General features: G+C 48.6%; 29 protein-coding genes. 10 read left to right on the top strand and 19 right to left on the bottom strand.

What is annotated here, in order from left to right; all coding sequences use genetic code 11:
• Positions 1–9: 9 nt before the first annotated feature.
• From ACUALS_RS00225 to ACUALS_RS00145, 17 genes are all read right to left on the bottom strand, one after another.
• Positions 10–813, bottom strand: coding sequence for a hypothetical protein (locus tag ACUALS_RS00225; RefSeq protein ID WP_269979715.1), 804 nt, complete (start codon positions 811–813; stop codon positions 10–12).
• Complete coding sequence (locus ACUALS_RS00220) at positions 810–1,358, bottom strand: hypothetical protein (RefSeq protein ID WP_454448587.1); 549 nt, start codon at positions 1,356–1,358, stop codon at positions 810–812. The genes ACUALS_RS00225 and ACUALS_RS00220 overlap by 4 nt, the downstream gene beginning before the upstream one ends.
• A complete protein-coding gene (locus tag ACUALS_RS00215; protein WP_005475942.1) occupies positions 1,355–1,789 on the bottom strand; it encodes a hypothetical protein in 435 nt (144 codons plus the stop codon). Before ACUALS_RS00215 ends, ACUALS_RS00220 begins: the two co-directional genes overlap by 4 nt.
• Positions 1,790–1,791: 2 nt before the next feature.
• On the bottom strand, positions 1,792–2,163 hold the full coding sequence (locus tag ACUALS_RS00210) for a DNAase (RefSeq protein WP_454448586.1): 372 nt from the start codon (positions 2,161–2,163) through the stop codon (positions 1,792–1,794).
• A complete protein-coding gene (locus ACUALS_RS00205) occupies positions 2,160–2,366 on the bottom strand; it encodes a hypothetical protein (protein ID WP_454448585.1) in 207 nt (68 codons plus the stop codon). Before ACUALS_RS00205 ends, ACUALS_RS00210 begins: the two co-directional genes overlap by 4 nt.
• On the bottom strand, positions 2,363–2,497 hold the full coding sequence (locus ACUALS_RS00200) for a hypothetical protein (protein ID WP_263280378.1): 135 nt from the start codon (positions 2,495–2,497) through the stop codon (positions 2,363–2,365). The genes ACUALS_RS00205 and ACUALS_RS00200 overlap by 4 nt, the downstream gene beginning before the upstream one ends.
• Complete coding sequence (locus tag ACUALS_RS00195) at positions 2,497–2,781, bottom strand: hypothetical protein (RefSeq protein ID WP_005475961.1); 285 nt, start codon at positions 2,779–2,781, stop codon at positions 2,497–2,499. Before ACUALS_RS00195 ends, ACUALS_RS00200 begins: the two co-directional genes overlap by 1 nt.
• Before the next feature lie 8 nt (positions 2,782–2,789).
• Positions 2,790–3,617, bottom strand: a complete 828-nt coding sequence (locus ACUALS_RS00190; protein WP_005475981.1) for a major capsid protein P2 — start codon at positions 3,615–3,617, stop codon at positions 2,790–2,792.
• Positions 3,618–3,628: 11 nt separating this feature from the next.
• Positions 3,629–3,757, bottom strand: coding sequence for a hypothetical protein (locus ACUALS_RS00185; protein WP_005475944.1), 129 nt, complete (start codon positions 3,755–3,757; stop codon positions 3,629–3,631).
• A 121-nt stretch (positions 3,758–3,878) separates the two neighbouring features.
• The gene (locus ACUALS_RS00180; protein ID WP_454448584.1) at positions 3,879–4,646 is read right to left on the bottom strand and encodes a hypothetical protein; all 768 of its coding nucleotides are present in this window, start codon (positions 4,644–4,646) and stop codon (positions 3,879–3,881) included.
• Positions 4,612–5,070 carry a hypothetical protein gene (locus ACUALS_RS00175; RefSeq protein ID WP_038215978.1) on the bottom strand — a complete coding sequence of 153 codons (459 nt, stop codon included), beginning with the start codon at positions 5,068–5,070 and terminating at the stop codon, positions 4,612–4,614. Before ACUALS_RS00175 ends, ACUALS_RS00180 begins: the two co-directional genes overlap by 35 nt.
• Complete coding sequence (locus ACUALS_RS00170; protein WP_454448583.1) at positions 5,054–5,566, bottom strand: hypothetical protein; 513 nt, start codon at positions 5,564–5,566, stop codon at positions 5,054–5,056. Before ACUALS_RS00170 ends, ACUALS_RS00175 begins: the two co-directional genes overlap by 17 nt.
• Complete coding sequence (locus tag ACUALS_RS00165) at positions 5,559–5,885, bottom strand: hypothetical protein (RefSeq protein WP_454448582.1); 327 nt, start codon at positions 5,883–5,885, stop codon at positions 5,559–5,561. Before ACUALS_RS00165 ends, ACUALS_RS00170 begins: the two co-directional genes overlap by 8 nt.
• Positions 5,886–5,952: 67 nt before the next feature.
• Positions 5,953–7,974: a rolling circle replication-associated protein gene (locus ACUALS_RS00160; RefSeq protein WP_454448581.1), complete on the bottom strand. Its 2,022-nt coding sequence runs from the start codon at positions 7,972–7,974 to the stop codon at positions 5,953–5,955.
• The gene (locus tag ACUALS_RS00155; protein WP_331399061.1) at positions 7,971–8,147 is read right to left on the bottom strand and encodes a hypothetical protein; all 177 of its coding nucleotides are present in this window, start codon (positions 8,145–8,147) and stop codon (positions 7,971–7,973) included. The genes ACUALS_RS00160 and ACUALS_RS00155 overlap by 4 nt, the downstream gene beginning before the upstream one ends.
• A 2-nt stretch (positions 8,148–8,149) precedes the next feature.
• Complete coding sequence (locus ACUALS_RS00150; RefSeq protein WP_269979674.1) at positions 8,150–8,326, bottom strand: hypothetical protein; 177 nt, start codon at positions 8,324–8,326, stop codon at positions 8,150–8,152.
• 12 nt (positions 8,327–8,338) lie between these two features.
• A complete protein-coding gene (locus ACUALS_RS00145) occupies positions 8,339–8,593 on the bottom strand; it encodes a hypothetical protein (protein ID WP_269979673.1) in 255 nt (84 codons plus the stop codon).
• A gap of 99 nt (positions 8,594–8,692) precedes the next feature.
• Here ACUALS_RS00145 and ACUALS_RS00140 point away from each other — a divergent pair, with 99 nt between their 5' ends.
• From ACUALS_RS00140 to ACUALS_RS00125, 4 genes are all read left to right on the top strand, one after another.
• Entirely contained in the window at positions 8,693–9,466 is a 774-nt protein-coding gene (locus ACUALS_RS00140; protein WP_269979672.1) for a helix-turn-helix domain-containing protein, read from the top strand.
• Positions 9,463–10,473 carry a phage integrase gene (locus tag ACUALS_RS00135; protein ID WP_269979671.1) on the top strand — a complete coding sequence of 337 codons (1,011 nt, stop codon included), beginning with the start codon at positions 9,463–9,465 and terminating at the stop codon, positions 10,471–10,473. The genes ACUALS_RS00140 and ACUALS_RS00135 overlap by 4 nt, the downstream gene beginning before the upstream one ends.
• Before the next feature lie 110 nt (positions 10,474–10,583).
• Positions 10,584–11,570 carry a serine/threonine protein kinase gene (locus tag ACUALS_RS00130; protein ID WP_454448580.1) on the top strand — a complete coding sequence of 329 codons (987 nt, stop codon included), beginning with the start codon at positions 10,584–10,586 and terminating at the stop codon, positions 11,568–11,570.
• A gap of 32 nt (positions 11,571–11,602) precedes the next feature.
• A complete protein-coding gene (locus ACUALS_RS00125) occupies positions 11,603–12,205 on the top strand; it encodes a thiol:disulfide interchange protein DsbA/DsbL (RefSeq protein WP_038141321.1) in 603 nt (200 codons plus the stop codon).
• A 33-nt stretch (positions 12,206–12,238) separates the two neighbouring features.
• Here the strand turns inward: ACUALS_RS00125 and ACUALS_RS00120 are convergent, their stop codons facing one another.
• On the bottom strand, positions 12,239–13,126 hold the full coding sequence (locus tag ACUALS_RS00120) for an acyltransferase (RefSeq protein ID WP_005472613.1): 888 nt from the start codon (positions 13,124–13,126) through the stop codon (positions 12,239–12,241).
• A 169-nt stretch (positions 13,127–13,295) separates the two neighbouring features.
• Here ACUALS_RS00120 and ACUALS_RS00115 point away from each other — a divergent pair, with 169 nt between their 5' ends.
• A complete protein-coding gene (locus ACUALS_RS00115) occupies positions 13,296–14,276 on the top strand; it encodes a DUF2860 domain-containing protein (RefSeq protein ID WP_454448579.1) in 981 nt (326 codons plus the stop codon).
• 44 nt (positions 14,277–14,320) lie between these two features.
• Here ACUALS_RS00115 and ACUALS_RS00110 read toward each other — a convergent pair whose 3' ends face one another.
• Positions 14,321–15,844 carry a YifB family Mg chelatase-like AAA ATPase gene (locus ACUALS_RS00110; RefSeq protein ID WP_038191785.1) on the bottom strand — a complete coding sequence of 508 codons (1,524 nt, stop codon included), beginning with the start codon at positions 15,842–15,844 and terminating at the stop codon, positions 14,321–14,323.
• A gap of 479 nt (positions 15,845–16,323) precedes the next feature.
• Here ACUALS_RS00110 and ilvG point away from each other — a divergent pair, with 479 nt between their 5' ends.
• Genes ilvG through ilvA form a run of 5 tightly spaced genes read left to right on the top strand, consistent with a single transcriptional unit; the run spans position 16,324 to position 22,621 of the window.
• Positions 16,324–17,970, top strand: a complete 1,647-nt coding sequence (gene ilvG, locus ACUALS_RS00105) for an acetolactate synthase 2 catalytic subunit (RefSeq protein WP_454448578.1) — start codon at positions 16,324–16,326, stop codon at positions 17,968–17,970.
• Between the two features lies 1 nt (position 17,971).
• Positions 17,972–18,256 carry an acetolactate synthase 2 small subunit gene (ilvM, locus tag ACUALS_RS00100; RefSeq protein ID WP_005472540.1) on the top strand — a complete coding sequence of 95 codons (285 nt, stop codon included), beginning with the start codon at positions 17,972–17,974 and terminating at the stop codon, positions 18,254–18,256.
• A gap of 12 nt (positions 18,257–18,268) precedes the next feature.
• The gene (ilvE, locus tag ACUALS_RS00095) at positions 18,269–19,216 is read left to right on the top strand and encodes a branched-chain-amino-acid transaminase (RefSeq protein WP_005472570.1); all 948 of its coding nucleotides are present in this window, start codon (positions 18,269–18,271) and stop codon (positions 19,214–19,216) included.
• 30 nt (positions 19,217–19,246) lie between these two features.
• On the top strand, positions 19,247–21,088 hold the full coding sequence (ilvD, locus tag ACUALS_RS00090; protein ID WP_454448577.1) for a dihydroxy-acid dehydratase: 1,842 nt from the start codon (positions 19,247–19,249) through the stop codon (positions 21,086–21,088).
• A gap of 3 nt (positions 21,089–21,091) precedes the next feature.
• Complete coding sequence (gene ilvA / locus ACUALS_RS00085; protein ID WP_038191789.1) at positions 21,092–22,621, top strand: threonine ammonia-lyase, biosynthetic; 1,530 nt, start codon at positions 21,092–21,094, stop codon at positions 22,619–22,621.
• Positions 22,622–22,624 lie beyond the last annotated feature (3 nt).

The following is a 22,624-nucleotide window of genomic DNA, read 5'->3' as shown; positions in this document are numbered from 1 at the left end:
CGGGCGCTCTCACACAGGCACCACGTTGTTATCAACCTTATCCACGACATTCACGTCCAACACGCTGATAGAAAACGGCTCGGCGTAAGAGACGTACATGCTGAGCGGATTCAGCTCAATCACGTTTTCCGTCCAGAGGATTTTTTCAGAGTATTCCTCCCACGGAATCTCGGTGTATTCCCACACGAGCTGACACGCCAAATGCAGATTGTTGAACGTAAAGTTCAATGCCTCCGCCGTCAGTCCGGTGTTGTTGCCTTCGGTTGGGCCAAGCGGCAAACGCGCCACCTTGGTGTAATTGGCCGTGAGCACTAAAACATCGTGACTGTCTCGGTTTACATTGACCGGAATACGAACCAAGGGCTCGACAATTTCAGGCGTTTTATCAATATCAAAGCCAATATCGAGCGCTAACCCATCCCATAGGTTCACATCCGAAAAGCCGTCCGCGTTCAGGCCGATTTGATAGCGAATGTTGATGCTCAGCGTGAACTCAAGTTCTTTGTTTTGATGCCCGTCGATGTCTTCCAGAATCGAGTCGCGCATGGCTTGGGGCACAAAGTCACTCACCGTCACCGTTTGGCCGTTTTGGTCCACAATGGAAAAGCAGTCTTTACGGATGTAATCGGCGTAGGCTTGTTGCGGGTAGCGCACCGGACGCAAGTCCAAGGTCGGTTTAATCGTCTGAGCTACAATCCCAAGGTGACCGCCGGAGCCTTGCGACAAGACGTATTGGGCGAGGCGCTCCACCTTGTTGACTGAGCTACCCTCACCAATGATTTGGCGAATACGGTCAAAAAGTTGTTCGTTCATGAGTGACACTCCAAGATAAACACGCGATCGGTTTCTGCTCCTGTCAGTTCGATGGCGGCGGTCGATTCAATCTCAATGAGCTCACCCGCCAGTAGCGGATAGCTCCCGTTAATCAAAACCTGCTCGGCGTTATCGCTTGGCGTACGAATCGTGATTTTTTGTCGAGTCAGATTCTCTTCAAGGCTTGCGGGCATCGTGAGCTCTTGCGCATCAATGGCGCTGCTCTTGGGCTGCACCTTGGTTTTCACTTGCTGATTCGGCGCAATCTCCATTGGTGGCATTAACTCAATGACCACACGCTGACCGTCCGAGGGCGGTTGGAAGTCGCCTTTACCAAATTCCACATCAATGGTTTGAGACTCGCTCGAATGCAGCAGCACTCGACCAAGCAGCTCGTTGTTTTTAATCACCGAGCCTTGCGGGATCGTCACGCGCTCACCCGTCACGGTTTCCATCACAATCGGAGCGCTCGCGTAACGCAGCCACAGCCAAGAGCCGGAAATGGTCACTGGATACGGCTGATTTTCTTGCAGCGTAAATTTCATCGTTTCTTCAGTGCCATCATGGCCACCGCTCCTAGAATCAAGGCAATCACAACCAACATGATGATTTGCTCTTTGCGCGTCTCACTTTGGCCGTTGTCTTGTTTGAATTTCGCCAGCTCCATAATGGAATCTAGGCTTTGTTTGTTTTGCTCGGCTTGGTTACCCGCGAGCCCTGCCAACATTTGCAAGTTCTCCGAGTTCGCCGCGCTCATATCGTCTAAGGCATCACCCGCAAACGACAGCGAGCCATTCATTGCACTTTCGGCAAACAATAGGCTTTTCTCGATGGCGCCGTGGTCAGTGGCCGTGACCGTAATGGTCGAATCCGACACGCCACTAATGGCTGTTCCGAGGTTGTTGCCCGAAATGGCATTTTGACCGCTGACGTTACTGGTCGAGGTGATGTTCTTAGAGCTGGATTTACCACCCATAATTACACTCTCATTGTTAGGTGCGTGGTGTCGGTCAGAGGCTTTTCCGTGGTGTTCAAGCGGCGAACCAAACGCGCCAACGCGGGGAAATAGGTCTCAGCGGAAATACTGGTTAACCCCGCATTCTTCACGTAGGTTTGAAGCTCTCGAATGCCTTGAATCACCCCATAGCCGGACACGCCCCATAGGTAATAACTCTCACCGAGGATTTCTCCGGCCACTGTGATGTTGTAGCCCTCACCCGTTAGTTGATAGAGGCTTACGCGCCCTGTCTGGACTTCGGCTTTCAGCTCCTCAAAGTCCTGCGGACAAGCGCGAAAGGCCACCTTCAATCGGGCAAGCGCTTCGGGGTTCTCAGTGACACAGACAATCATTTCTTACGCAGCACCAGAAAAGCCAAAATGACGACAACCACGCCAATCAACCAAGGGCTTACCCCTTGAGGGCTTCCCATGTTGATGGAGCCAATGCTTTGGCCGCTGTTATTGGTACTCGTAGCCGTAGAGGGGCCAGCTTGACCGCCACTAATAGGCATGGTGCCGCTATTGGTGAGGCCACCGCCTAGCATCGGAATCATAAGCCCCCCTTAAGGAGCGCGTAGCCCACCACTAATAGCACCAACATCATCACGAGCTTGCTTGAGCCCTCAGAGAGCTGAAAGCCCACAATGCCGCCACCCAAAAACACCACAGGGAGTAGAAAAGGCATTACTTACCCCCTTTCATCAGCATCACGACAAGCAAGAGAACAATAAGAGCGCCCACACCCATGACGATGTAAGTCGTATTCATGCCCCCTTGATGGCTAACCAGAGGGCGACCATCGGCGGTCTGCCCCTCTACTTGATGCGGTCGTGCTTCGTCTGGGTTGCTTGCGGTCTGCTTGTTGTCGATGTCGTTTTGAGCCACACCTTTGATCCAAGTGCTGCCCGCATCAGAGACCGCATCGACGAGCTCGCCGCCTGCCTCACTGATTGCATCTAACCAACTCATAGCCACTCCTATTGCGCGTTAACCACAGCCACTTGCTCGATGGCTTCCACGATAAGCGGCACACTGCCGGACGAGGATTTCTCAAGCTCAAATTGCAGTGAGCGCACCGCTTGGGTTTTCAGCTTGCCTTCGGTACCAAAACCAGTACGAATGAAGTCGAGCGAGAACCAACCATCGTTTTGCTCAAGGCCCATCGCCGCCAAGTCGAAAGCGTTATCCGCTTTGTTGACGTTCATTTCTTCGCGGTCGTCACGAATGACGCGAACACGCTCAATCGTGTCGTCTTTGAAGTGAACACGGTTAATGTTCAGATACGGCGAGCGCTCAGCCCAATCAAACGGCGTACGACCAGACGCAGACGCGAACCACGTCAGCGAGAAGATGCGCGGCATGAAGATGCGCTGCGTTTGCGCTTCCGTAATATGAGCGCGGGCGCGAATGCTTGGCGCTTCGACACCGCTTTTCGCTTTCAGTTGGATGTACACAAACCAGATTTCGCCTGGCAACGTCACAAGCTCACCTTGGCGAACGCCAATCTTGGTGCGCATGGTCATGTCGCTAAACGAGATCACGTAGCGGCCTTGCTGCGTGTAGTTCGAGCGGTGCTCTTGTAAATCCACCATGTCTTGACCAGAGAGCGAGACAATCTCTTTACCGTTGTGAGTGATACGCACGCGCTCAATATCAGACGGGTTAAAGATGTTCGTTACCAACTCAAGGTTTTGATAGGTTGGCCCCGACACCAAACGCAGCGTAGCTTGGTTGCCCCATGCCACACCCTCAACAGGGTCGAGCTCTTTTGGACGCGGGTTAAATAGTGTTTGAAGTGCTTCCATTACCGTTCTCCTTAGAACCAGCCAGTTTTGCCGTTGATGGTTTCTTTCAGAGTTTTCATGGCCGCAATGTTGTTAATCGCCGCCAAGATGATGATGGTCAGCAAGGCCGTGATTAACATGTTTTTGTGTTGTGCTTTCATGTTGTTTCCAATTCGTCACAGGTTGAAAAGAGCCTTGATTAAGCGAGGAAAAAACGAGTTAGACAACGGAAGGCAACCTATAGGTTAAGTGGCTAACCTATAGGTTGGAGTGTGAAGAGCGTCACCGATAGTTTAGGGAGACTTTCGCCCCTGTTTGGCAGTTAAACGCGCGCTTTTCAACGTTACCAATCCCGTCACGCACGAGCATGTATTCAGCAATCGGCTTGTTGATTTTTTGCTTGTTGACCTTGGCGGAGACCAGCGAGGCAATCTCGCTAATCTCTAAGCCTTTTTTGTCAGCCAACCATTTGGCATCGGACATCGAGTTGACCGCGCCAATCCACCAAGTCGAGGATTGTTCGGTCACGGTTTTTGGCACTTCCTGACCACGCTGAAACACGGTGTGAATCACTAAACCATACTGACGACCACCGCGAAGCAGCTCCCCCGCTTTGCCCTTGAGCTTGCCGGAGGTCTCAACGCAGCTCGCCAACTCTTCAATAACGGTATGCAGCTTGGGCGCATGGCCGTTCCCCATCGCCCACACCACGGCGCTAAAGAACTCCAGTTCGTCAGCCGTTGCCCCGCCCTTGGGAATGTACGCGAGCTTAAACGACTGACCGGAGCGACGAGCCATCACCAACGATTTGACGAACGCGGCGCGAGATTCCGTGCCATGACACATCTGTCCCTGAAACTTCGCCCCCGCATAATTTCGGTACGGGTCAAAGAACACCGCTTGAGAGGCTTTCGGCACGAGCCCCAAATGCTTCACTGCCGAGGTTTTACCCCCGCCCGTTCCCGCCACATAAATCACATGCTCTGCATCGTGTGACGGGTTGGAGTTCACCGGATTAGGCAGGTTGAGCGGCTTTGGCTTTTTCGACATTGCGCTTTTCCTCCTCCGCTTTTTGCATCGCTAACTCTTTGATGGTGCGCTTTGAGGTGTAAATCAGACCAAGCACCGCAATCAGTAGCGTGGCCTCTTCGATGTAATCCCCAAACACGGCCATAATGCTGCCGCCATGTTTATTGAGCACAGGCACCGCCGCATTGATCACTTCGGTTTTGCCTTTTTCATCAAAACTAAATTCCACTCCGGAAATAATGCAGGTGGCTTGTTCGCACAAGGTGAACATCACCCCCATAAAACCTTGCAGCGCTTCATCGTTCAGCCCTTCGGTTTCTGGTGCGGTTTCTTCGGTTAGCTCAGTGGGTGACTCTTCGGTTTCAAGCTGCTTGATAAACCCGCCAAAATCGCCCCAATCATCGCCCTCAGTCAATGGCTCCAAGGTTTCATTCGGTTGCTGCATTGGCGACCTCCTCAGATTGTGGTTTTGGCATCAATAAGCGAAAAGCCCACAGTAGGACAATCAGTACACCAAGTGCAGTCAATACACGCTTGAACGAGAAGAACGACTTTGAGACGGGCGCTTTCTCTTCGGTTTCTCTTTCGGTTAACTCAGTGCTTTCAACCTTGCTATCACTGGGCTCAGCGATAGCATCAGGCTCAACGCGTTCAACGGTTTCTAGTGTGTTGGCTTCGGTTGAATCTAGCGCTTCGAGCGTTTGTGCTACCGTGTCCTTATCCGTTGAAAAGTGCTCATCAATGTACTTATCAACGCTTTTGCTCATGGAGCTATTACCGCAACTTGGGCACTTGTAATACTTCAAACCAAGATTGCGGCTGTTCTTCGGTGGCTCGCCTTCGGCAATCAACCGCCCTTCCCCCACTTGATGTACCGTTGCAACGCTTGAGCAAACCGGACAAGGCACATAGCCTCGAACTGGATTCGGATGTTTACTCATGGCTACCCTCCACCACTTGCGCCTCTTCAATTCCATCTAACTGGTTGAGGTTAGCGGTCACATGAGCGCGGTATTTCTTACGCGCCACATTGTTGAGCTTGGTTAACTGCTCAATTTGCTCGAAGAAGTTGGGCACAAGCCCTAACGCTTCCAGTGAAAACGAGCCCGTCATTAACATCTTGGTGGCTTTGCTCATTAGCTTGCTCATGTCCATGTCTTTGAGCTTTTTCACTTCGTTCTCAACGTTGGCCGTTAATTGGTCTGCCGCATCTAACGCGGCAAGGTCACGCTGACATTCTTGAATAGAGAGTGATTTCATTGGTTTTCCTCTGTCTCACGACGTTAGTTAATAAGATGCCCCTGATTCCCATCGTTGGCGTGTTTGGTTAGTGAAACTGAAAATACTGCTCAAGTTCACTCATGTTTCGGCTCATTAGCTCGTTGTGTATCTCTTCGGAGATCAACGGCGGTATAGGTTGTTCTAGCTGGCTCCGCCAATCCGATTGCTTGAGTAGCCAAGCCTCAAAGTCGCGTCGATAACGGTCTTTGGCTTCAAGACGAATATCATCAATATAAATATCGTCGGTGCGCATACTCCAACCACGAGCCCCCGCCGCCCACTCTAAAAACTCATTCGCTTTGTCGTCGCAATCTTCGCCCTCGAAGCTGATACAGAACTGATTCCCTGAACTGGCGAATACACCACGACTTCGCAAGTGCTCTTTTTCTGCTTTGATTTCTTTGTCGAGCTGCTTCATTAATCGATTGAGCTTCACTACCACATCAACTTTTCGAGATTTTTTGTTGATGTCGATAGCCTTCTTCGTCTCAGATTTTAGGGTTTGTTTTCGGTTAATAGATCGCTTAATGGGTGCGCGCCATCGCTCCAATCGGTAGCCACACTCTTTAATAATTCCGGTCATGTTGTGTACATCAAAGCTCGCCAACGCCTCCCAATCTGGTGCTCGACTGCAACGAGCTATGTTGTAGCGGTTTCCTTTAATAAGCCCTTGGTCTTCGTTGTCACCTTTGGCGGCATACCCCACAGCCTTAATAAGGTAACTCGCAGCCGCGTCTTTGTACTGGATACGCTCCAAGTGGGCGATACCATGCCCCCACAACCGCTCAATGCGTTTCGCCCACGCTTGGAAATGTTCGGGGGCCACTTGCCAGTTCAACAACACATGCACATGGGGGTTAGGTTGACCGTGTTCGTTGGTCGGACACTCAGCCACCCAAATATAATGAAAATCCGCTTTGCCGCGCGCGGGGCCTACTAATTCACACTGGCTTTCACACCCCCAAATAGGTCTTGCTTCCCAACGCTTAGAACTTAACGGCTTAGCAGGGCCGAAAAGCTCCACTTTCTTTTTCTTTCCCTTCAATGACACGGGTTTGTAATGCCCTGCCACTCGAACATCATCCCCCTCAAGGGGTAAATTAGCTTGCCCAGATAGGTGACTTTGTTTGTAGCTGAAACCACGATGAAACATGCGCTTTACTCCATCGAGAAAACGCGACACCTCACTACCAATCGTGATTTGTAACGGCGAATATGGGGCCATATCATCTGAAAGCGGTGTAAACTCGCAACCTTGCGAAGTCAAATGAACATTGGAATCAGTAGCAAACAGCTTTGCGCGCTCAAAGTCGTTAAACGTGAGCGTCAGGAAAGTGGTAAACCCACCATGACACGCGGCTACATAAGCACCCGATTCAAATATTTTCTTAACCGCGCTTTGAGACAGTTTTTCCGTGTTGCGCTCACCCGTTGGGGCTTGTGGAGCATCACTTGGGCTTGGGTGATACGTCACTTGCAACTTAACTTGCTTCGACCAATCACGTTTTAGCAGGTAGGCGCGGCTCATTCCCTTGTTTGGAATGAAATCGAGTTTCTTGCTCTCGCTATCTCGCACCCATCCGGTTTGCTGTGCAATATGTTCAGAGCCATAGCATTGGGGTTCAACGTAAACGCTCTCGCTTTTTGCTCGCGGTTTGAGACGGCGTGAGCGGGTAATAAACCGTTCTAAGTGCTTGCGGTTGGTGTGTCGGACTTTGCCGCCCTTTGACAAGCCTAGTGTCTCCACGCCTACGGCGTGCGCTTCGCGCTTAGGATTGTTGAAATATTCGGGGGTGATTAACGTGAGCTTTCCATCTTGAACTAACTGCCAAGTTTCAGCCGACTCCTTGGTGTTATGGAAGTGAACTTGCTCCGCAGAACGAACCTTGTTCAACTCACTTTCCATCCAATCAGAATTTGGAGTACTAAAAAAACCGCTCTCAATAGCGGCTATGTTTTTCTCAGTTGTGGTGACATCTTGAGCTAGGGCTGTCACATAGCCCACATCGTGTGGGCTAAGAACATTGGTAAACTCTCGCTCAGCTTGCGGTTCGTATAAGTGGTTCAAACTAAAATCTCTTTGTGCTTAATGGCTTGAAGTCGTGCGGCCTTCTTAAACTCAGCCTGACCTTTACGGCTAAAGCGGAAATCTTTCCCGCCTTGAGGTTGTGGACGGTATCCATTCGGGAACCATTTAGCCTTAATTTCGTCTAGGATTTTTAGTCCTTGCTCGGTCGGCATGGCTACACCTCCAAACTCTCAAGTAGTTCAATCGCTTCTTTGAGTTGGTTACTAACTCGATCTAGATACACTTCTGAATCTGGCACTGGTGCCATTCGTGAATCAATCACCTCAAGCAGTGCTTTAGCTTCGCTTGAGTGAGTAAAATCAATATTGATTGCGTGAACTGGTGTATTCATATCAGTCGCCCTCTACATTGCCGCTTTCCAGTCTTGATGCTGTTCCGCTTGCTCCAAAGCGAACAACTCCAACGCGCGCATATTGATTAAGGTTCGACGAGAATCATTGACGGAAGAGCGCTTGAGAACTGGTAGTTTTCCTCTTTGAACCTGATTTTTGACCGCTTCAACCGTAAAACCTGTCAATTCTGCATATTTCTCAGGCGTCACAAATGGCGCAAAATGGTTGTTCGTGACGTTTCCTGATTTGTTTTTATGTTCTAACATATACTTAAACCCTCAAAACTGTTTTATCTGACCTTTACTGACACTTACAAGGTTAAATAAAACAATCTGTAAGTGTCAATAGGTGTCACGGGAGAAATTATGAAGGAATGGTTTTTAAGTACAGAGCTAATGCACTTGGAAGGCATGCCAAACTCGACTACCGCAGTATCAAGAAAAGCCAGTAGAAACAATTGGTTAAAAAGAAAAGCATCGGTGAAAGGAAAGGCTATGGAATACCATATTTCCAACTTTCACTTTGATATACAAAAGTCGCTTTATGAGAAGTACGCCACAGAATTAGATAAGCAAAATTTAGGCGAGGTATTTGATAAAAGCGTTCAAGATTTCTACGAGACCCAAGCATCTGAATGGGAACGTTATATCCAATCAGAAGAATTACATGGAGCTAATTTGCCAGCTTCCATTCAACCAATATCTACAATAAACGAATGGTGTAATTTAAAGTTGTTTGATGTGCATGCTGCCGCCGGAGCGGGAAACTTAATCAATAGTGAGTTTCAAATTGGGATGCTACAAATCCCATGCGATTGGTTAAAAGATTTCAACCTAGATGAGTTTACAGCCGCAGTAATCTATGTGGATGGTGACTCAATGGAACCAACTCTGAACCACAAAGATCGACTTCTAGTTGATATTCGAGAGCAACAACACCCTGTTGCGAATGGCGTTTATGTAATAAGAATTGATGATGCCGTTTATGTGAAACGCTTACGTTGGGATATTGCTGACGGCGTTTACGAGGTGATTTCAGACAATCCTGCACATAAGAATTTCCAGATAAATCATAACAATGGCCGAAATTTCAAAATCATTGGTAAAGCAGTTACTACATTAATGAAGCCGATATTATGAGTTTGAAGAAAGATGGTGAAAAATGGGCGGTTGATATTCGCCCTGCTGGACGACAAGGACCTCGCTTTCGTAAGAAGTTCGAAAAGAAAAGCGAGGCTATTGCGTACGAGAAACATATCCTAGCGACTCATCACAACAAAGAGTGGCTTGGGACACCCGTTGATAAACGCCATCTTTCCGAGCTAATAGAGTTGTGGTGGGTTAAGTCCGGCCAGCTCAAACGCACCGCCGACAACTACCGAAAAAAAGTAGACCTTGTTTGTAAAGACTTAGGCGATCCAACGGTCGATAAGATAAACAACTCTTTGATTACGAACTGGCAGCTTGAACGCTTAGCCAAAGGCCAGAAAGCGAACACTGTCAGACGGCTAACCTCATGCTTGAGTAATGTGTTTTCTGTTTTGATTGAAACGGGTGACTTCAAAGGTTCACACCCTTTGCATGGACTCAAACAACCCACGCCAGAAAAGTCAGAAATGACCTACTTAACAGCCAGTCAGATAGAGCGGCTACTTGATGCACTAGATGATGATTGGGAGCTGTTGAAAATAGTCGAGATTTGCTTAGCGACTGGTTCAAGGTGGCGTGAAACTGTAACTCTAAAATCCAGTAACTTGAGTCCATTTCGTATTCGGTTTACCAATACAAAAACAGGCAAACCAAGAACCGTTCCAATCGACGAACAGCTATACAATGAAATTTACCCGCTAGAAGGGGGCAAGCTGTTTACCGATGATCCACAAAAACGCTTATACCGTGTATTTGATGAGCTAGGCTTTGAACTTCCGAAAGGGCAAAAGGTTCACGTACTTCGCCATACTTTCGCAAGTCATTTTATGATGAATGGTGGTGATATACTGACACTAAAAGAAATATTGGGCCATGCTAGCATCAATCAGACGATGGTTTATGCGCACCTTGCCCCTGAACATTTAACCGATGCCGTGAAGCGCAATCCACTGAGAATGGTGCGTCCACAAAGTGTCCACACACTAGACCACGCATGATGTTTTTTGAGATTTAACAGCAAGTGTGAAACCTTTTAAATCAACGCTTTATGCTTAATCACGTTTTATGACTGAGAGGCAAAAAGCCCAGCAATGAGCCTTTTTTATTTATGACTCAACACGCTTTTAACTTTGATGCTCTGACGCCAGACTTTATGTGGTACGCACTGGAAAGCATTGGCATTCGCGCAGAATCCGGTTTCTTGGCCCTCAACAGCTACGAAAACCGCGTCTACCAATTTACTGATGAAGAGCGCCAACGCTACGTGGTTAAGTTTTACCGACCAGAACGCTGGAGCCAAGCTCAGATTCAAGAAGAGCACGACTTTACCCTTGAGCTGATCGAATCCGAGATTCCAGTCGCGCCTCCTGTCATCGTCAACGGTCAGTCACTCCATCAATACCAAGGCTATCTGTTTGCCTTGTTTGCGAGCGTCGGCGGACGCCAGTTTGAAGTGGATAATTTGGAACAACTCGAAGGCGTTGGCCGATTCCTAGGACGTATTCACAAGGTTGGCGCAAAACAGACATTTGAGCACCGCCCCTCCATCAGCTTAGACGAATATCTTTATCAGCCTCGTACCTTGCTGCAAAACTCTCAGTTTATTCCAATGCACCTAGAGAATGCTTTTTTTAACGATCTAGACCTACTGATCAAAACGCTTGAGCAGCATTGGACAACGCCAAGTTCCCAGATTCGTCTCCACGGCGATTGCCACCCTGGTAACATCTTATGGCGTGATGGGCCTATGTTTGTCGACTTGGATGACGCTCGCAATGGACCCGCGATTCAAGATCTATGGATGTTGCTCAACGGAGAGCGTGCCGATAAGCTGATGCAACTGGACATTCTCTTGGAAGCCTACCAAGAATTTAGTGACTTTGATTCGAATCAATTGAAACTAATCGAACCATTACGCGGTCTACGTATGGTGCACTATATGGCATGGTTAGCAAAAAGATGGCAGGATCCTGCTTTCCCGCTCGCCTTCCCATGGTTTGATGATCCAAAATATTGGGAAAGCCAAGTGTTGGCATTCAAAGAACAAATCTCAGCACTGAATGAGCCACCATTATCACTGATGCCGCAGTGGTAAAAAGCCAAACAACGACAAACATGGAGTCAATAATGAAAAAGCTGTTTGCACTATTTGCAACCTTGATGCTGAGCCTTACTGCTCACGCAGCGCAATTTAAAGAAGGCGAGCATTTTAAGGTTCTTGAGCTAGAAGCATCTAAAAAGCCAACTGTGACCGAATTTTTCTCTTTCTACTGCCCTCACTGTAATACCTTTGAACCTATCATTCAGCAGTTGAAAGCGCAGTTGCCTGACAACGCAAAGTTCCAAAAGAACCACGTTTCGTTCATGGGCGGAAACATGGGCGAGTCCATGAGCAAGGCATACGCAACCATGCTGGTGCTAAAAGTGGAAGACAAAATGACACCTGTGCTGTTTAACCGTATTCACAACATGCGTAAAGCACCTAAAAATGACGAAGAGTTACGCCAGATTTTCCTAGATGAAGGTGTGGATGCGAAAAAATTTGACGCGGCATTTAACGGTTTTGCGGTGGACTCAATGGTTCGTCGCTTCGACAAACAGTTTAAAGATAGCGGTTTATCAGGTGTACCCGCTGTCGTGGTGAATAACAAGTACTTGGTTCAAGCGCAAAGCATCAAAACGATTGATGAATATTTTGAACTGGTTAACTACTTGCTGACACAAAAATAAACACACTAAAAAGGGAGCGTTTCGCTCCCTTTTCTATGATTGCTTGTGATAAATCTCTTTCAGTAACTCATCTTTCTCTTGCCATACATTACCCAGCCACTGCTGGAACTGACGCTTAAACGGCTTATCTTTAAAGTAATCACCTCGAACTTGCTGATCGACAGGCAAGACATTTATCCGAACCACCACTTTCGTCATTCGCCCCATCAACATGTCTCGAAAAGGTTTATGGGTGTTTTCTGGGTAGGCGAGAGTCACATCAATAATATTCTCAAACTGATCCCCCATTGCCGCTAGCGTATAGGCGATGCCACCCGTTTTGGGTTGAAGTAGGTAATCGTAACCGGCTTTACTCTTGCGCTGCTTTTCCGGTGTAAAGCGCGTGCCTTCCACATAGTTCACCACCGTTGTGGGAGAGTATTTGAACTTTTCACATGAACGGCGCGTCGTTTCTAAGTCTTTACCCCGCATTTCCGGATGACGAATCAAGTATTCTCGCGAGTAACGACGCATAAACGGCATATCGAGCGCCCAGCAAGCCATCCCAATAAAAGGCACATACAGTAGCTGCTGTTTAAGGAAAAACTTCGGCATTGGAATACGATCTTTAAACACGCAGCAAAGCACCACGATATCGGTCCAACTTAAATGGTTGCTAATCAGCAAGTACCAACCGTGTTTTTTCAGCTCATCTCCACCTTCTATGTCCCAATCAACTCGATTGAACATGGCCAAGATGACTGCATTAATGGATGCCCAAAGCCACATTGTCTTGTTCGCCATTTCAGTCGCTTTAGCTTTTAACAGGGCGGTGGGTAATACAATCTTAAACACAGCGATGATACAAATGATTAAAGAGCAGACAGCGGAGTTTAAAGCAACCAACACAACGTTTAGGATAAGAGTCAGATAGGCCAACATAGCGATTAATTGTGAGCTCCGTATGAAAGTTTAATGAGGTTCATATATGAACAATAAAACAGCGTGTAATTATACTGGTCCTCAAGCACATTGGAATCACTGCGACTATGGTCAGATTAGTTAGGTTACTCAGGCCATACAACCAACGTTAGATCTAGGAAGAAAACTTATGAAAACAACATTATCAGTGCTTACTCTCTCGCTCTTTGCCAGCCCAGCTTTCGCCCAACTCTCGGATAGCGCGGGCTTTAGTGGAGAGCTGAGCTTTAATGTCGGATACACCTCTTCCACATCCAACTTTAATACGTCTGGTGATAAAACCATCGATAGCCTTGATCATCAGCCATCAAGTGACAATGGATTTATTGCCGCCCCCCTTGGCAATTTAGCCTATACCTTTGGCGTACCACTTAATCAGCAATTTTATGTGGGTACGTCCCGTGAAGATTTGGCGGTAGGTACGCTAGCACTCGAAGTGGGCTACAAGCATAAGCTCGGCTCAGGTACCGTTGTCGACATTTCATACCTACCAACAATTATGTCAGGCAAGACATGGGAAGACCCTTATCTCGTCGGAGAGAAGCGCAGTACAACAGAAGAAACTGGTCATGCCTACCGACTCAAACTCAGCAATCTGTTTGGCAGCGGCTTGAGTATCGATACCGCTTATGCCAATAAAGACGTGGAAGACGAAGCGTCGGGCACTTCTCAACTTACTAGCGCTGAAGCAAATCGTCTCAGACGTGATGCCCAATCCTACTACATCAAAGGCAGTTACCGATTCCCTCTAAGCCGAACCGCTTTTATCCAACCCTCGATGACGTTTATCAAAACCGACGCCAAGGGAGAGGCGAATTCTCTTAACTCTGTCGGCGGCGAAATTTCCTACTTCAAGATCATGAATCGTCATCAGCTCGCTCTCACGGCTGGCTACACCACTCGTTCTTATGACGAAGAAAATCCGCTGTATAACAAAACACGCGAGGATGGCGAGTGGAGCTTATTCGCCGCCTACGAGTACAAGCAGTTTATGGGATGGCAAAACTGGTCGCTGATTGGTCTTGCGGGTTACGGCTCTAACCAAGCCAATATAAACTTCTACGATACCCAAGAGTCATTGGTTTCCGCTGGTATAAACTACCGCTTTTAACGCAAAGCTCTCAGACCATCAAGGCTCGCATTTCGCGAGCCTTTCTATACAGCTTGAGCCGTTAACTGCTTGAGTAGCCTATCCATCGAACGATAACCTAACGCTTCCGCCAAATGATTACGTTCAATGCGCTCTGCCCCCTCCAAATCAGCAATGGTGCGTGCCACCTTGATAATTCGATGATAAGCACGAATAGACAAGCCCAATCGGTGTAATGCGCTTTCCAGAAACTGGGCATCTTCTTTACGTAGTGGGCAATATCGCTCAATTTCACGACTGCCTAGCAAAGCATTCACTTTGTTTGATCGACTCAGCATTCTCTCGCGCGCCTCAATAACTCGCTGCTTCACCACTTGAGTTGTTTCACCGCGATCCCCTCCTTCCGCCAAGGTTCCTTTGGGCAAAGCGGGAATCTCTAGCGACATATCAAACCGGTCTAATAACGGCCCAGATAGGCGACTTAAATAACGCAAAATCACTTGAGGGTTCACTCGAGACTGATTGCCTTCATAGTAACCTGTCGGACTCGGGTTGAGTGCGCCGACCAATTGAAAGCGAGCAGGAAAACGCGTTTTCCCTTGAGCACGAGAAATAATAATTTCCCCTGATTCCAGAGGCTCACGCAAAGAATCCAACACTTTGCGCTCAAATTCGGGCATTTCATCAAGAAACAGCAAACCATTGTGCGCCAAAGAGATCTCTCCAGGTCTCGGTACTGACCCACCGCCCACCAATGCTGCAGTCGAGCTAGAGTGGTGCGGCGACCGAAATGGACGCTGTTTCCAGTTGTAGGCATTAATTTCTTGCTGCGTTAGAGAGGCAACGGAGGCCGTTTCCATCGCCTCCTCGTCGGTCATTTCGGGCAACAAATCACAAAGGCGAGAGGCGAGCATGGTTTTCCCCGTCCCCGGCGGACCAAGAAATAGGAGATTGTGATTGCCCGCAGCAGCGATCTCTAGTGCACGCTTCCCTTGTTGCTGGCCAATAATATCTTGCAAGTCACGCTCTAGCGCGGGAGACGACATCTCGTGTGGAGATTGGTAGAGCTGCAGTTCATTTTGGCCACACAACGCCGCGCAGACCTCCAACAAAGTGCTGGCTGACTTATGCTGGTCTTCACCCACCAATGCCGCTTGGTCCCCATTATTCTGCGGAACCACTAAACAACGTTGCGCTCGATTCGCCGCCAATGCCGCAGGTAACACACCTTTTACGCGCCGCAACTCTCCCGATAACGCCAATTCACCAATAAACTCCTTGTCGGCCAAATGGGTTAAGGGAATCTGCTCTGAAGCGGCAAGGATGCCCAGCGCGATCGGCAGATCAAAGCGGCCTCCCTCTTTAGGTAAATCTGCTGGGGCTAAATTGACCGTAATCCGCTTGGCTGGAAACTCAAAACGAGAATTAATAATCGCGCTACGCACCCGATCGCGGGATTCTTTGACGGTTGTTTCCGGTAGACCAACCAAGGTAAACCCTGGCATTCCATTACTGATGTGGACTTCAACTGTGACGCTGGGCGCTTCAACTCCCACAGAGGCTCGGCTATGGATGATGGCTAACCCCATAATTGACTCACATTCCAATCCATTATTTATCTCCCTGATAGTTCGCTGAATTTGTCATCAAGGTTGTTATATAGCCTGCCCAGTTGCTGAAAGAATGTGAAAAAAGTATGAGTTTTTGCTTGTCATTTAACGGAATTGTATGTTACCACTAGTGACGCAAACAATTTCGTACCAGTATTGAGTACCAAAAGACTTAAAAGAACTATGAATTTAAACGCCCGCTTCAACGCACTGATTCTCCTGATTATCGTGGTCATTATTGATTCCACGCGGGGGCTAGTGGGCGACAAATAACCACAGCATTTTAAAAACCCCCGCACTGAAAAGTCCGGGGGTTTTTTTACAACTTACGCCAGAAAATTAAAATAGAGTTCATCTTGGTCAACGTCGTTCTTGACCCTGATGACAGGAAGAATGGGAGCGCACATGAAGTGCAATGCAACACAACATCGCTCAAGCGGTAAACAAGGAGGCTTACGATGACAGGTGCCGAATTAGTCGTAGCCGCATTAAAACAACAAGGGATCAAAACCGTATTTGGTTATCCTGGTGGTGCCATAATGCCAATCTATGACGCCCTTTATGATGGTGGCGTCGAACACATTCTTTGCCGCCATGAACAAGGCGCTGCAATGGCTGCCATAGGAATGGCGCGAGCAACGCAGGATGTTGCCGTGTGTATGGCCACTTCTGGGCCCGGCGCAACCAACCTAGTAACAGGTCTTGCCGATGCCTTTATGGACTCCATCCCCCTTGTGGCGATAACAGGTCAGGTTGCCAGCTCCCACATCGGTACCGATGCATTCCAAGAAATGGATGTGATCGGTATGTCTCTCTCCTGTACCAAGCACAGTTATCTTGTCACTGACATTCATGAGCTAGCACCAACTCTTGCTGAAGCGTTTGAAGTGGCAAAAACGGGGCGACCCGGTCCAGTCATTGTCGATATCGCAAAAGATGTTCAATTAGGTCAAGCACCTGTCACTCTTCTTCCTCCTTTCACACTACCTGCAATGCCAGTTGCAAGCAACGACGATATAGCCAAAGCGCAAGCCTTGTTATCGCAAAGTTCACGTCCTGTCATGTATGTTGGCGGCGGTGTTCAGCTTGGTCATGCGACTGACGCAGTGCGCGAGTTCTTGCGTTTAAATCCAATGCCATCGGTCAGTACGCTAAAAGGCTTAGGCACTATTGAACGTCACGATCCGCACTATCTCGGCATGCTAGGCATGCACGGAACCAAAGCGGCGAACTTAGTGGTGCAAGAGTGTGACCTATTGATTGCTGTGGGTGCCCGTTTCGATGACCGAGTTACGGGCAAGCTCGATACCTTTGCGCCAAACGCTAAAGTCATCCATATCGATATCGATGCCGCAGAGATCCACAAGTTGCGCCAAGCCAATGCACCAGTACGTGGAGAGATCCCTGCCGTTCTTCCTCAACTTGAATTGACGCAAGATATCACCCCTTGGGTGAAGCACAGTGAAAGTCTGCGTAGTGACTTTAAATGGAACTACAATCACCCAGGCGAACTTATCTACGCCCCAGGTCTGCTGAATCAGCTGTCTGACATGATGCCAGACAGCTCGATCGTCTCAACCGACGTTGGTCAACACCAAATGTGGGCAGCGCAGCACATTCAACCACGCGAACCACAAAACTTCATCACGTCGGCAGGCCTTGGCACCATGGGCTTTGGCCTTCCTGCTGCCATGGGTGCGGCAGTGGCGCGCCCTGATGACCAATCTATCCTTATTACAGGTGATGGGTCGTTTATGATGAACGTGCAAGAGCTGGGGACACTTAAGCGTCGTCAAATCCCAGTGAAAATCGTTCTGCTCAATAACCAACGCCTAGGCATGGTTCGTCAATGGCAATCACTGTTCTTTGATGGACGCCACAGTGAAACGATTTTGGATGACAACCCAGATTTCGTCATGCTAGCAAAAGCTTTTGATATTCCTGGAAAAACCATCACCAAGAAAGAAGAAGTTGAGCCAGCACTGAAAGAAATGCTAGAAAGTAAGACGTCATACTTACTTCATGTTTTAATCGATGAAGAAGAAAACGTATGGCCACTTGTACCGCCAGGTGCATCAAACAATGACATGCTGGAGAACACCTAACATGGAAAGATACTTAATCGACATCAAAGCTGACGATAAACCGGTACTGTTAGAGCGTGTTCTTCGCGTCGTGCGTCACCGCGGATTTGTGGTGAAACAAGTGGCTGGCACTCAAAATCACGAAAGCAAGGTTGCCAGCGTTGAAATCATTGTCGACAGCGATCGCCCTATCTCATTCTTAACCAATCAAATTGAGAAGCTTTGGGATGTGCGCACCGTTGAAGTCACGCAAATCGCTCGTGACGAACTCCCAAATAACAATCTACAACAAAAAATCTGTGCATAAGGAAGGCAATAAATGGCTACAAAAACAGCAGACTACATTTGGTTTAATGGTGAAATGGTTCCTTGGGCGGAGGCAAATGTACACGTTTTGACTCACGCGATGCACTATGGAACGTCAGTATTCGAAGGTGTACGTTGCTACAACACACCCAAAGGCCCAATTGTCTTCCGCCATCTAGAGCACGCAAAGCGCCTTAAAGATTCCGCAAAAATCTATCGCTTCCCAATCCCGTACACGGTTGAGGAGATCATGGAAGCGACGCGTGAAACACTGCGTCAAAACAAACTTGAAAGCGCCTACATTCGCCCACTGGGCTTTGTTGGTAATGTAGGTCTAGGTGTATGCCCGCCAGTCGGCACTGAAATGGATCTGATCATTGCGGCTTTCCCTTGGGGTTCTTACCTAGGTGAAGAAGCACTAGAGAAAGGCGTAGACGCGATGATCTCTAGCTGGAACCGCGCAGCACCAAACACCATTCCTACCGCAGCAAAAGCGGGGGGTAACTACCTATCATCACTACTTGTCGGCGGTGAAGCCCGTCGTCACGGTTACGACGAAGGTATCGCGCTAAGCGTTGATGGTTACCTATCTGAAGGTGCGGGCGAAAACATCTTTGTGATTAAAGATGGTGTTATCACCACGCCACCAGCAACCAGTGCGATCCTGCCGGGTATCACTCGCGATTCCATCATGACAATCGCTCGTGATCGCGGTTATGAAGTTCGTGAAGCAAACATTGCTCGTGAAGCACTTTACCTAGCAGATGAAGTCTTTATGACCGGTACAGCAGCAGAGGTCGTTCCTGTTGCCACTATCGATAAGATTGAAGTCGGCACAGGCAAACGCGGCCCAATCACCAAAGAGCTCCAAGAAGCTTACTTCGGCCTATTCAATGGCACTACAGAAGACAAATGGGGTTGGCTCGATTACGTGTACCCACAAGACGCAGAAAAAGCTTAAAAAGCACCGGCAAATATAGGAAGTAACACAATGCCAAAATACAGATCAGCAACCACAACACATGGACGCAATATGGCCGGTGCGCGCGCTTTATGGCGTGCGACAGGTGTCAAAGACGAAGATTTCGGTAAACCGATCATCGCCGTGGTGAACTCATTCACCCAGTTTGTACCAGGCCACGTTCACCTAAAAGATATGGGCCAATTGGTTGCAGGTGAAATCGAAAAAGCGGGCGGTATCGCCAAAGAATTTAACACCATCGCCGTTGATGATGGTATCGCGATGGGCCACGGCGGCATGCTGTACTCGCTGCCTTCACGTGAGCTTATCGCAGATTCGGTAGAGTACATGGTCAACGCGCACTGCGCCGATGCCATGGTATGTATCTCTAACTGTGACAAAATCACTCCGGGAATGCTGATGGCGTCAATGCGCCTAAACATCCCTGTGATCTTTGTCTCTGGCGGTCCAATGGAAGCGGGTAAAACCAAGCTTTCTGACCAAATCATCAAGCTCGACCTTGTTGATGCGATGATCCAAGGCGCAGACCCGAAAGTCTCAGACGATCAGAGTGAGCAAATTGAGCGTAGCGCGTGTCCGACTTGCGGTTCATGTTCAGGTATGTTCACGGCAAACTCGATGAACTGTCTAACCGAAGCACTTGGTCTATCTCAGCCAGGTAACGGTTCTATGCTAGCAACGCACGCAGACCGTGAGCAGCTCTTCATCAACGCGGGTAAACGCATTGTTGAACTCACTAAACGTTACTACGAGCAAGACGACGAATCTGCATTGCCACGCAACATCGCAACGTTCGATGCGTTTGAAAATGCGATGGCACTCGATATCGCGATGGGTGGATCTACCAACACTATTCTTCACCTACTTGCAGCTGCGCAAGAAGGTGACGTCGATTTCGACATGGAAGATATCGATCGCCTATCTCGCCAGGTTCCTCACCTATGTAAAGTGGCACCATCAACCCAGAAATATCACATGGAAGATGTACACCGCGCAGGTGGTGTGATGGCGATTCTTGGTGAACTGGACCGTGCAGGCCTACTTCATAATCAAGCTCGCACGGTACTTGGTCTTTCGATGAAAGAGCAACTTGCGAAATACGACATCATCCAAACGGAAGACGAAGACGTATTGAAGTTCTTCCGCGCAGGCCCTGCTGGTATTCGTACCACTAAAGCGTTTTCACAAGATTGTCGCTGGGACCGTCTTGATGATGACCGCGCTGAAGGTTGTATCCGTTCCATCGATAACGCGTTCTCACAAGAAGGTGGTCTAGCGGTACTTTCAGGCAATATCGCCCTTGATGGCTGTATCGTTAAGACAGCTGGCGTAGATGAAAGCATCCATAAATTCACTGGCCCTGCAGTCGTATTTGAAAGCCAAGAAGATGCGGTTGAAGGCATCTTAGGCGGCAAAGTCAAAGCCGGTGATGTTGTGGTGATTCGTTATGAAGGCCCTAAAGGTGGTCCGGGCATGCAAGAAATGCTTTACCCAACCACTTACCTAAAATCGATGGGTCTTGGTAAAGAGTGTGCACTGCTGACGGATGGCCGTTTCTCGGGTGGTACATCAGGTCTGTCTATCGGTCACGCTTCTCCTGAAGCAGCAAACGGCGGCGCAATTGGTCTGGTAAAACAAGGCGATATTATCGCGATTGATATTCCAAACCGTTCAATCTCTCTAGAAGTATCTGAACAAGAGCTTGCTGAGCGCCGTGCAAAACAAGACGAGTTAGGCTGGAAACCAGTTGACCGTCAACGTGAAGTTTCATTTGCACTAAAAGCGTACGCAAGTATGGCGACCAGTGCTGACAAAGGCGCTGTACGAGATAAATCTAAGCTAGAGGACTAGCTTATGACTCTGACAAACCAAACTGGCGCAGATTATCTGCGCCAGATATTAAGAGCTCCAGTCTACGAAGTGGCAACGGTAACGCCACTTCAAGAAATGCCTCGCTTAGCAGCTCGCATTGGCAACAATGTACAAATCAAGCGTGAAGACCGCCAACCGGTGCACTCGTTCAAGCTGCGCGGTGCTTACAACATGGTGGCGAGCCTCACGGATGAACAAAAAGCAGCAGGCGTAATTGCAGCATCCGCAGGTAACCACGCTCAAGGCATGGCACTGTCTGGCACCAAGCTGGGTATTAAGACCACCATTGTGATGCCAAAAACCACCCCAGACATCAAAGTCGAAGCGGTGCGCGGTTTTGGTGGTAACGTAGTTCTGCATGGCAGCAACTTTGATGAAGCCAAGGCCGAAGCAGAGCGCTTGTCTGCTGAGCATGGCTACACCTTTGTGCCCCCATTCGATCACCCTCTAGTGATTGCAGGTCAAGGGACGATTGGTATGGAGATGCTGCAGCAAAATGGCCATCTCGATTACATCTTCGTGCCTGTCGGTGGCGGCGGTCTTGCTGCAGGTGTTGCGGTACTGGTGAAACAGCTGATGCCTGAAATCAAAGTGATTGCGGTTGAGCCTGAAGATTCTGCTTGTCTAAAAGCAGCACTCGATGCGGGCGAACCTGTGGTGCTTGACCAAGTCAGCATGTTTGCCGACGGTGTTGCGGTAAAACGCATCGGTGAAGAAACGTTCCGTTTATGCCAGCAGTTCATCGATGGTCATATCTCTGTTTCCAGTGATGAAATCTGTGCAGCAGTCAAAGATATCTTTGAAGACACTCGTGCGATTGCTGAACCTTCTGGCGCGTTAGCTTTGGCGGGATTGAAAAAGTTTGCCGAGCAAAACGAGCTTAAGGGTAAGAATCTAGGTACGGTTTTATCAGGGGCTAATACCAACTTCCACGGTCTACGCTACGTTTCTGAGCGTTGTGAACTGGGTGAAAAACGTGAAGGCTTGCTGGCAGTGACGATTCCTGAACGTCAGGGCGCTTTCTTTGAGTTCTGCAATCTCATTGGCGGCCGAGCGGTAACGGAATTTAACTACCGTTACAACGATGATGCGTTAGCCAATATTTTCGTCGGTGTCCGCCTGCAAGGTGGCCAAGATGAGCTAAACCACATCATTCACGATCTACGTGATGGAGGCTATCCAGTGGTTGACCTCTCCGATGACGAAATGGCAAAACTGCACGTACGCTACATGATTGGTGGTAAACCTTCCAAGCCTCTCAAAGAACGTTTGTACAGCTTTGAGTTCCCAGAGTACCCAGGAGCGCTACTGAAATTCTTGAGCACGCTCGGAACACACTGGAACATAAGCTTATTCAACTATCGCAATCACGGTGCGGATTATGGTCGTGTCCTATGTGGTTTTGAGCTTGATGAATCAGACTTATCACGCTTCTCAGCACATCTGCGCGAACTTGGTTACCAGTGCAAGGACGAAACCGACAACCCGTCATACAAGTTCTTCCTCTCTTAACAA

Source organism: Vibrio sp. NH-7 (assembly GCF_053643215.1).
The sequence above is the reverse complement of the archived record's forward strand: the minus strand, read 5'-3'. Positions and strand labels throughout refer to the sequence as shown.

Coding starts and splice junctions, on each gene's coding strand:
- ACUALS_RS00225 (WP_269979715.1), bottom strand. CDS start 813: ATGAACGAACAACTTTTTGACCGTATTCGCCAAATCATTGGTGAGGGT.
- ACUALS_RS00210 (WP_454448586.1), bottom strand. CDS start 2,163: ATGATTGTCTGTGTCACTGAGAACCCCGAAGCGCTTGCCCGATTGAAG.
- ilvG (WP_454448578.1), top strand. CDS start 16,324: ATGACAGGTGCCGAATTAGTCGTAGCCGCATTAAAACAACAAGGGATC.
- ACUALS_RS00190 (WP_005475981.1), bottom strand. CDS start 3,617: ATGGAAGCACTTCAAACACTATTTAACCCGCGTCCAAAAGAGCTCGAC.
- ACUALS_RS00175 (WP_038215978.1), bottom strand. CDS start 5,070: ATGCAGCAACCGAATGAAACCTTGGAGCCATTGACTGAGGGCGATGAT.
- ACUALS_RS00200 (WP_263280378.1), bottom strand. CDS start 2,497: ATGCCTTTTCTACTCCCTGTGGTGTTTTTGGGTGGCGGCATTGTGGGC.
- ACUALS_RS00165 (WP_454448582.1), bottom strand. CDS start 5,885: ATGAAATCACTCTCTATTCAAGAATGTCAGCGTGACCTTGCCGCGTTA.
- ilvE (WP_005472570.1), top strand. CDS start 18,269: ATGGCTACAAAAACAGCAGACTACATTTGGTTTAATGGTGAAATGGTT.
- ACUALS_RS00135 (WP_269979671.1), top strand. CDS start 9,463: ATGAGTTTGAAGAAAGATGGTGAAAAATGGGCGGTTGATATTCGCCCT.
- ACUALS_RS00120 (WP_005472613.1), bottom strand. CDS start 13,126: ATGTTGGCCTATCTGACTCTTATCCTAAACGTTGTGTTGGTTGCTTTA.
- ACUALS_RS00170 (WP_454448583.1), bottom strand. CDS start 5,566: ATGAGTAAACATCCGAATCCAGTTCGAGGCTATGTGCCTTGTCCGGTT.
- ACUALS_RS00140 (WP_269979672.1), top strand. CDS start 8,693: ATGAAGGAATGGTTTTTAAGTACAGAGCTAATGCACTTGGAAGGCATG.
- ilvD (WP_454448577.1), top strand. CDS start 19,247: ATGCCAAAATACAGATCAGCAACCACAACACATGGACGCAATATGGCC.
- ACUALS_RS00110 (WP_038191785.1), bottom strand. CDS start 15,844: ATGGGGTTAGCCATCATCCATAGCCGAGCCTCTGTGGGAGTTGAAGCG.
- ACUALS_RS00155 (WP_331399061.1), bottom strand. CDS start 8,147: ATGCCGACCGAGCAAGGACTAAAAATCCTAGACGAAATTAAGGCTAAA.
- ilvA (WP_038191789.1), top strand. CDS start 21,092: ATGACTCTGACAAACCAAACTGGCGCAGATTATCTGCGCCAGATATTA.
- ACUALS_RS00185 (WP_005475944.1), bottom strand. CDS start 3,757: ATGAAAGCACAACACAAAAACATGTTAATCACGGCCTTGCTGACCATC.
- ACUALS_RS00220 (WP_454448587.1), bottom strand. CDS start 1,358: ATGAAATTTACGCTGCAAGAAAATCAGCCGTATCCAGTGACCATTTCC.
- ACUALS_RS00130 (WP_454448580.1), top strand. CDS start 10,584: ATGACTCAACACGCTTTTAACTTTGATGCTCTGACGCCAGACTTTATG.
- ACUALS_RS00195 (WP_005475961.1), bottom strand. CDS start 2,781: ATGAGTTGGTTAGATGCAATCAGTGAGGCAGGCGGCGAGCTCGTCGAT.
- ACUALS_RS00125 (WP_038141321.1), top strand. CDS start 11,603: ATGAAAAAGCTGTTTGCACTATTTGCAACCTTGATGCTGAGCCTTACT.
- ACUALS_RS00150 (WP_269979674.1), bottom strand. CDS start 8,326: ATGAATACACCAGTTCACGCAATCAATATTGATTTTACTCACTCAAGC.
- ACUALS_RS00215 (WP_005475942.1), bottom strand. CDS start 1,789: ATGGGTGGTAAATCCAGCTCTAAGAACATCACCTCGACCAGTAACGTC.
- ACUALS_RS00145 (WP_269979673.1), bottom strand. CDS start 8,593: ATGTTAGAACATAAAAACAAATCAGGAAACGTCACGAACAACCATTTT.
- ACUALS_RS00205 (WP_454448585.1), bottom strand. CDS start 2,366: ATGATTCCGATGCTAGGCGGTGGCCTCACCAATAGCGGCACCATGCCT.
- ilvM (WP_005472540.1), top strand. CDS start 17,972: ATGGAAAGATACTTAATCGACATCAAAGCTGACGATAAACCGGTACTG.
- ACUALS_RS00115 (WP_454448579.1), top strand. CDS start 13,296: ATGAAAACAACATTATCAGTGCTTACTCTCTCGCTCTTTGCCAGCCCA.
- ACUALS_RS00180 (WP_454448584.1), bottom strand. CDS start 4,646: ATGTCGAAAAAGCCAAAGCCGCTCAACCTGCCTAATCCGGTGAACTCC.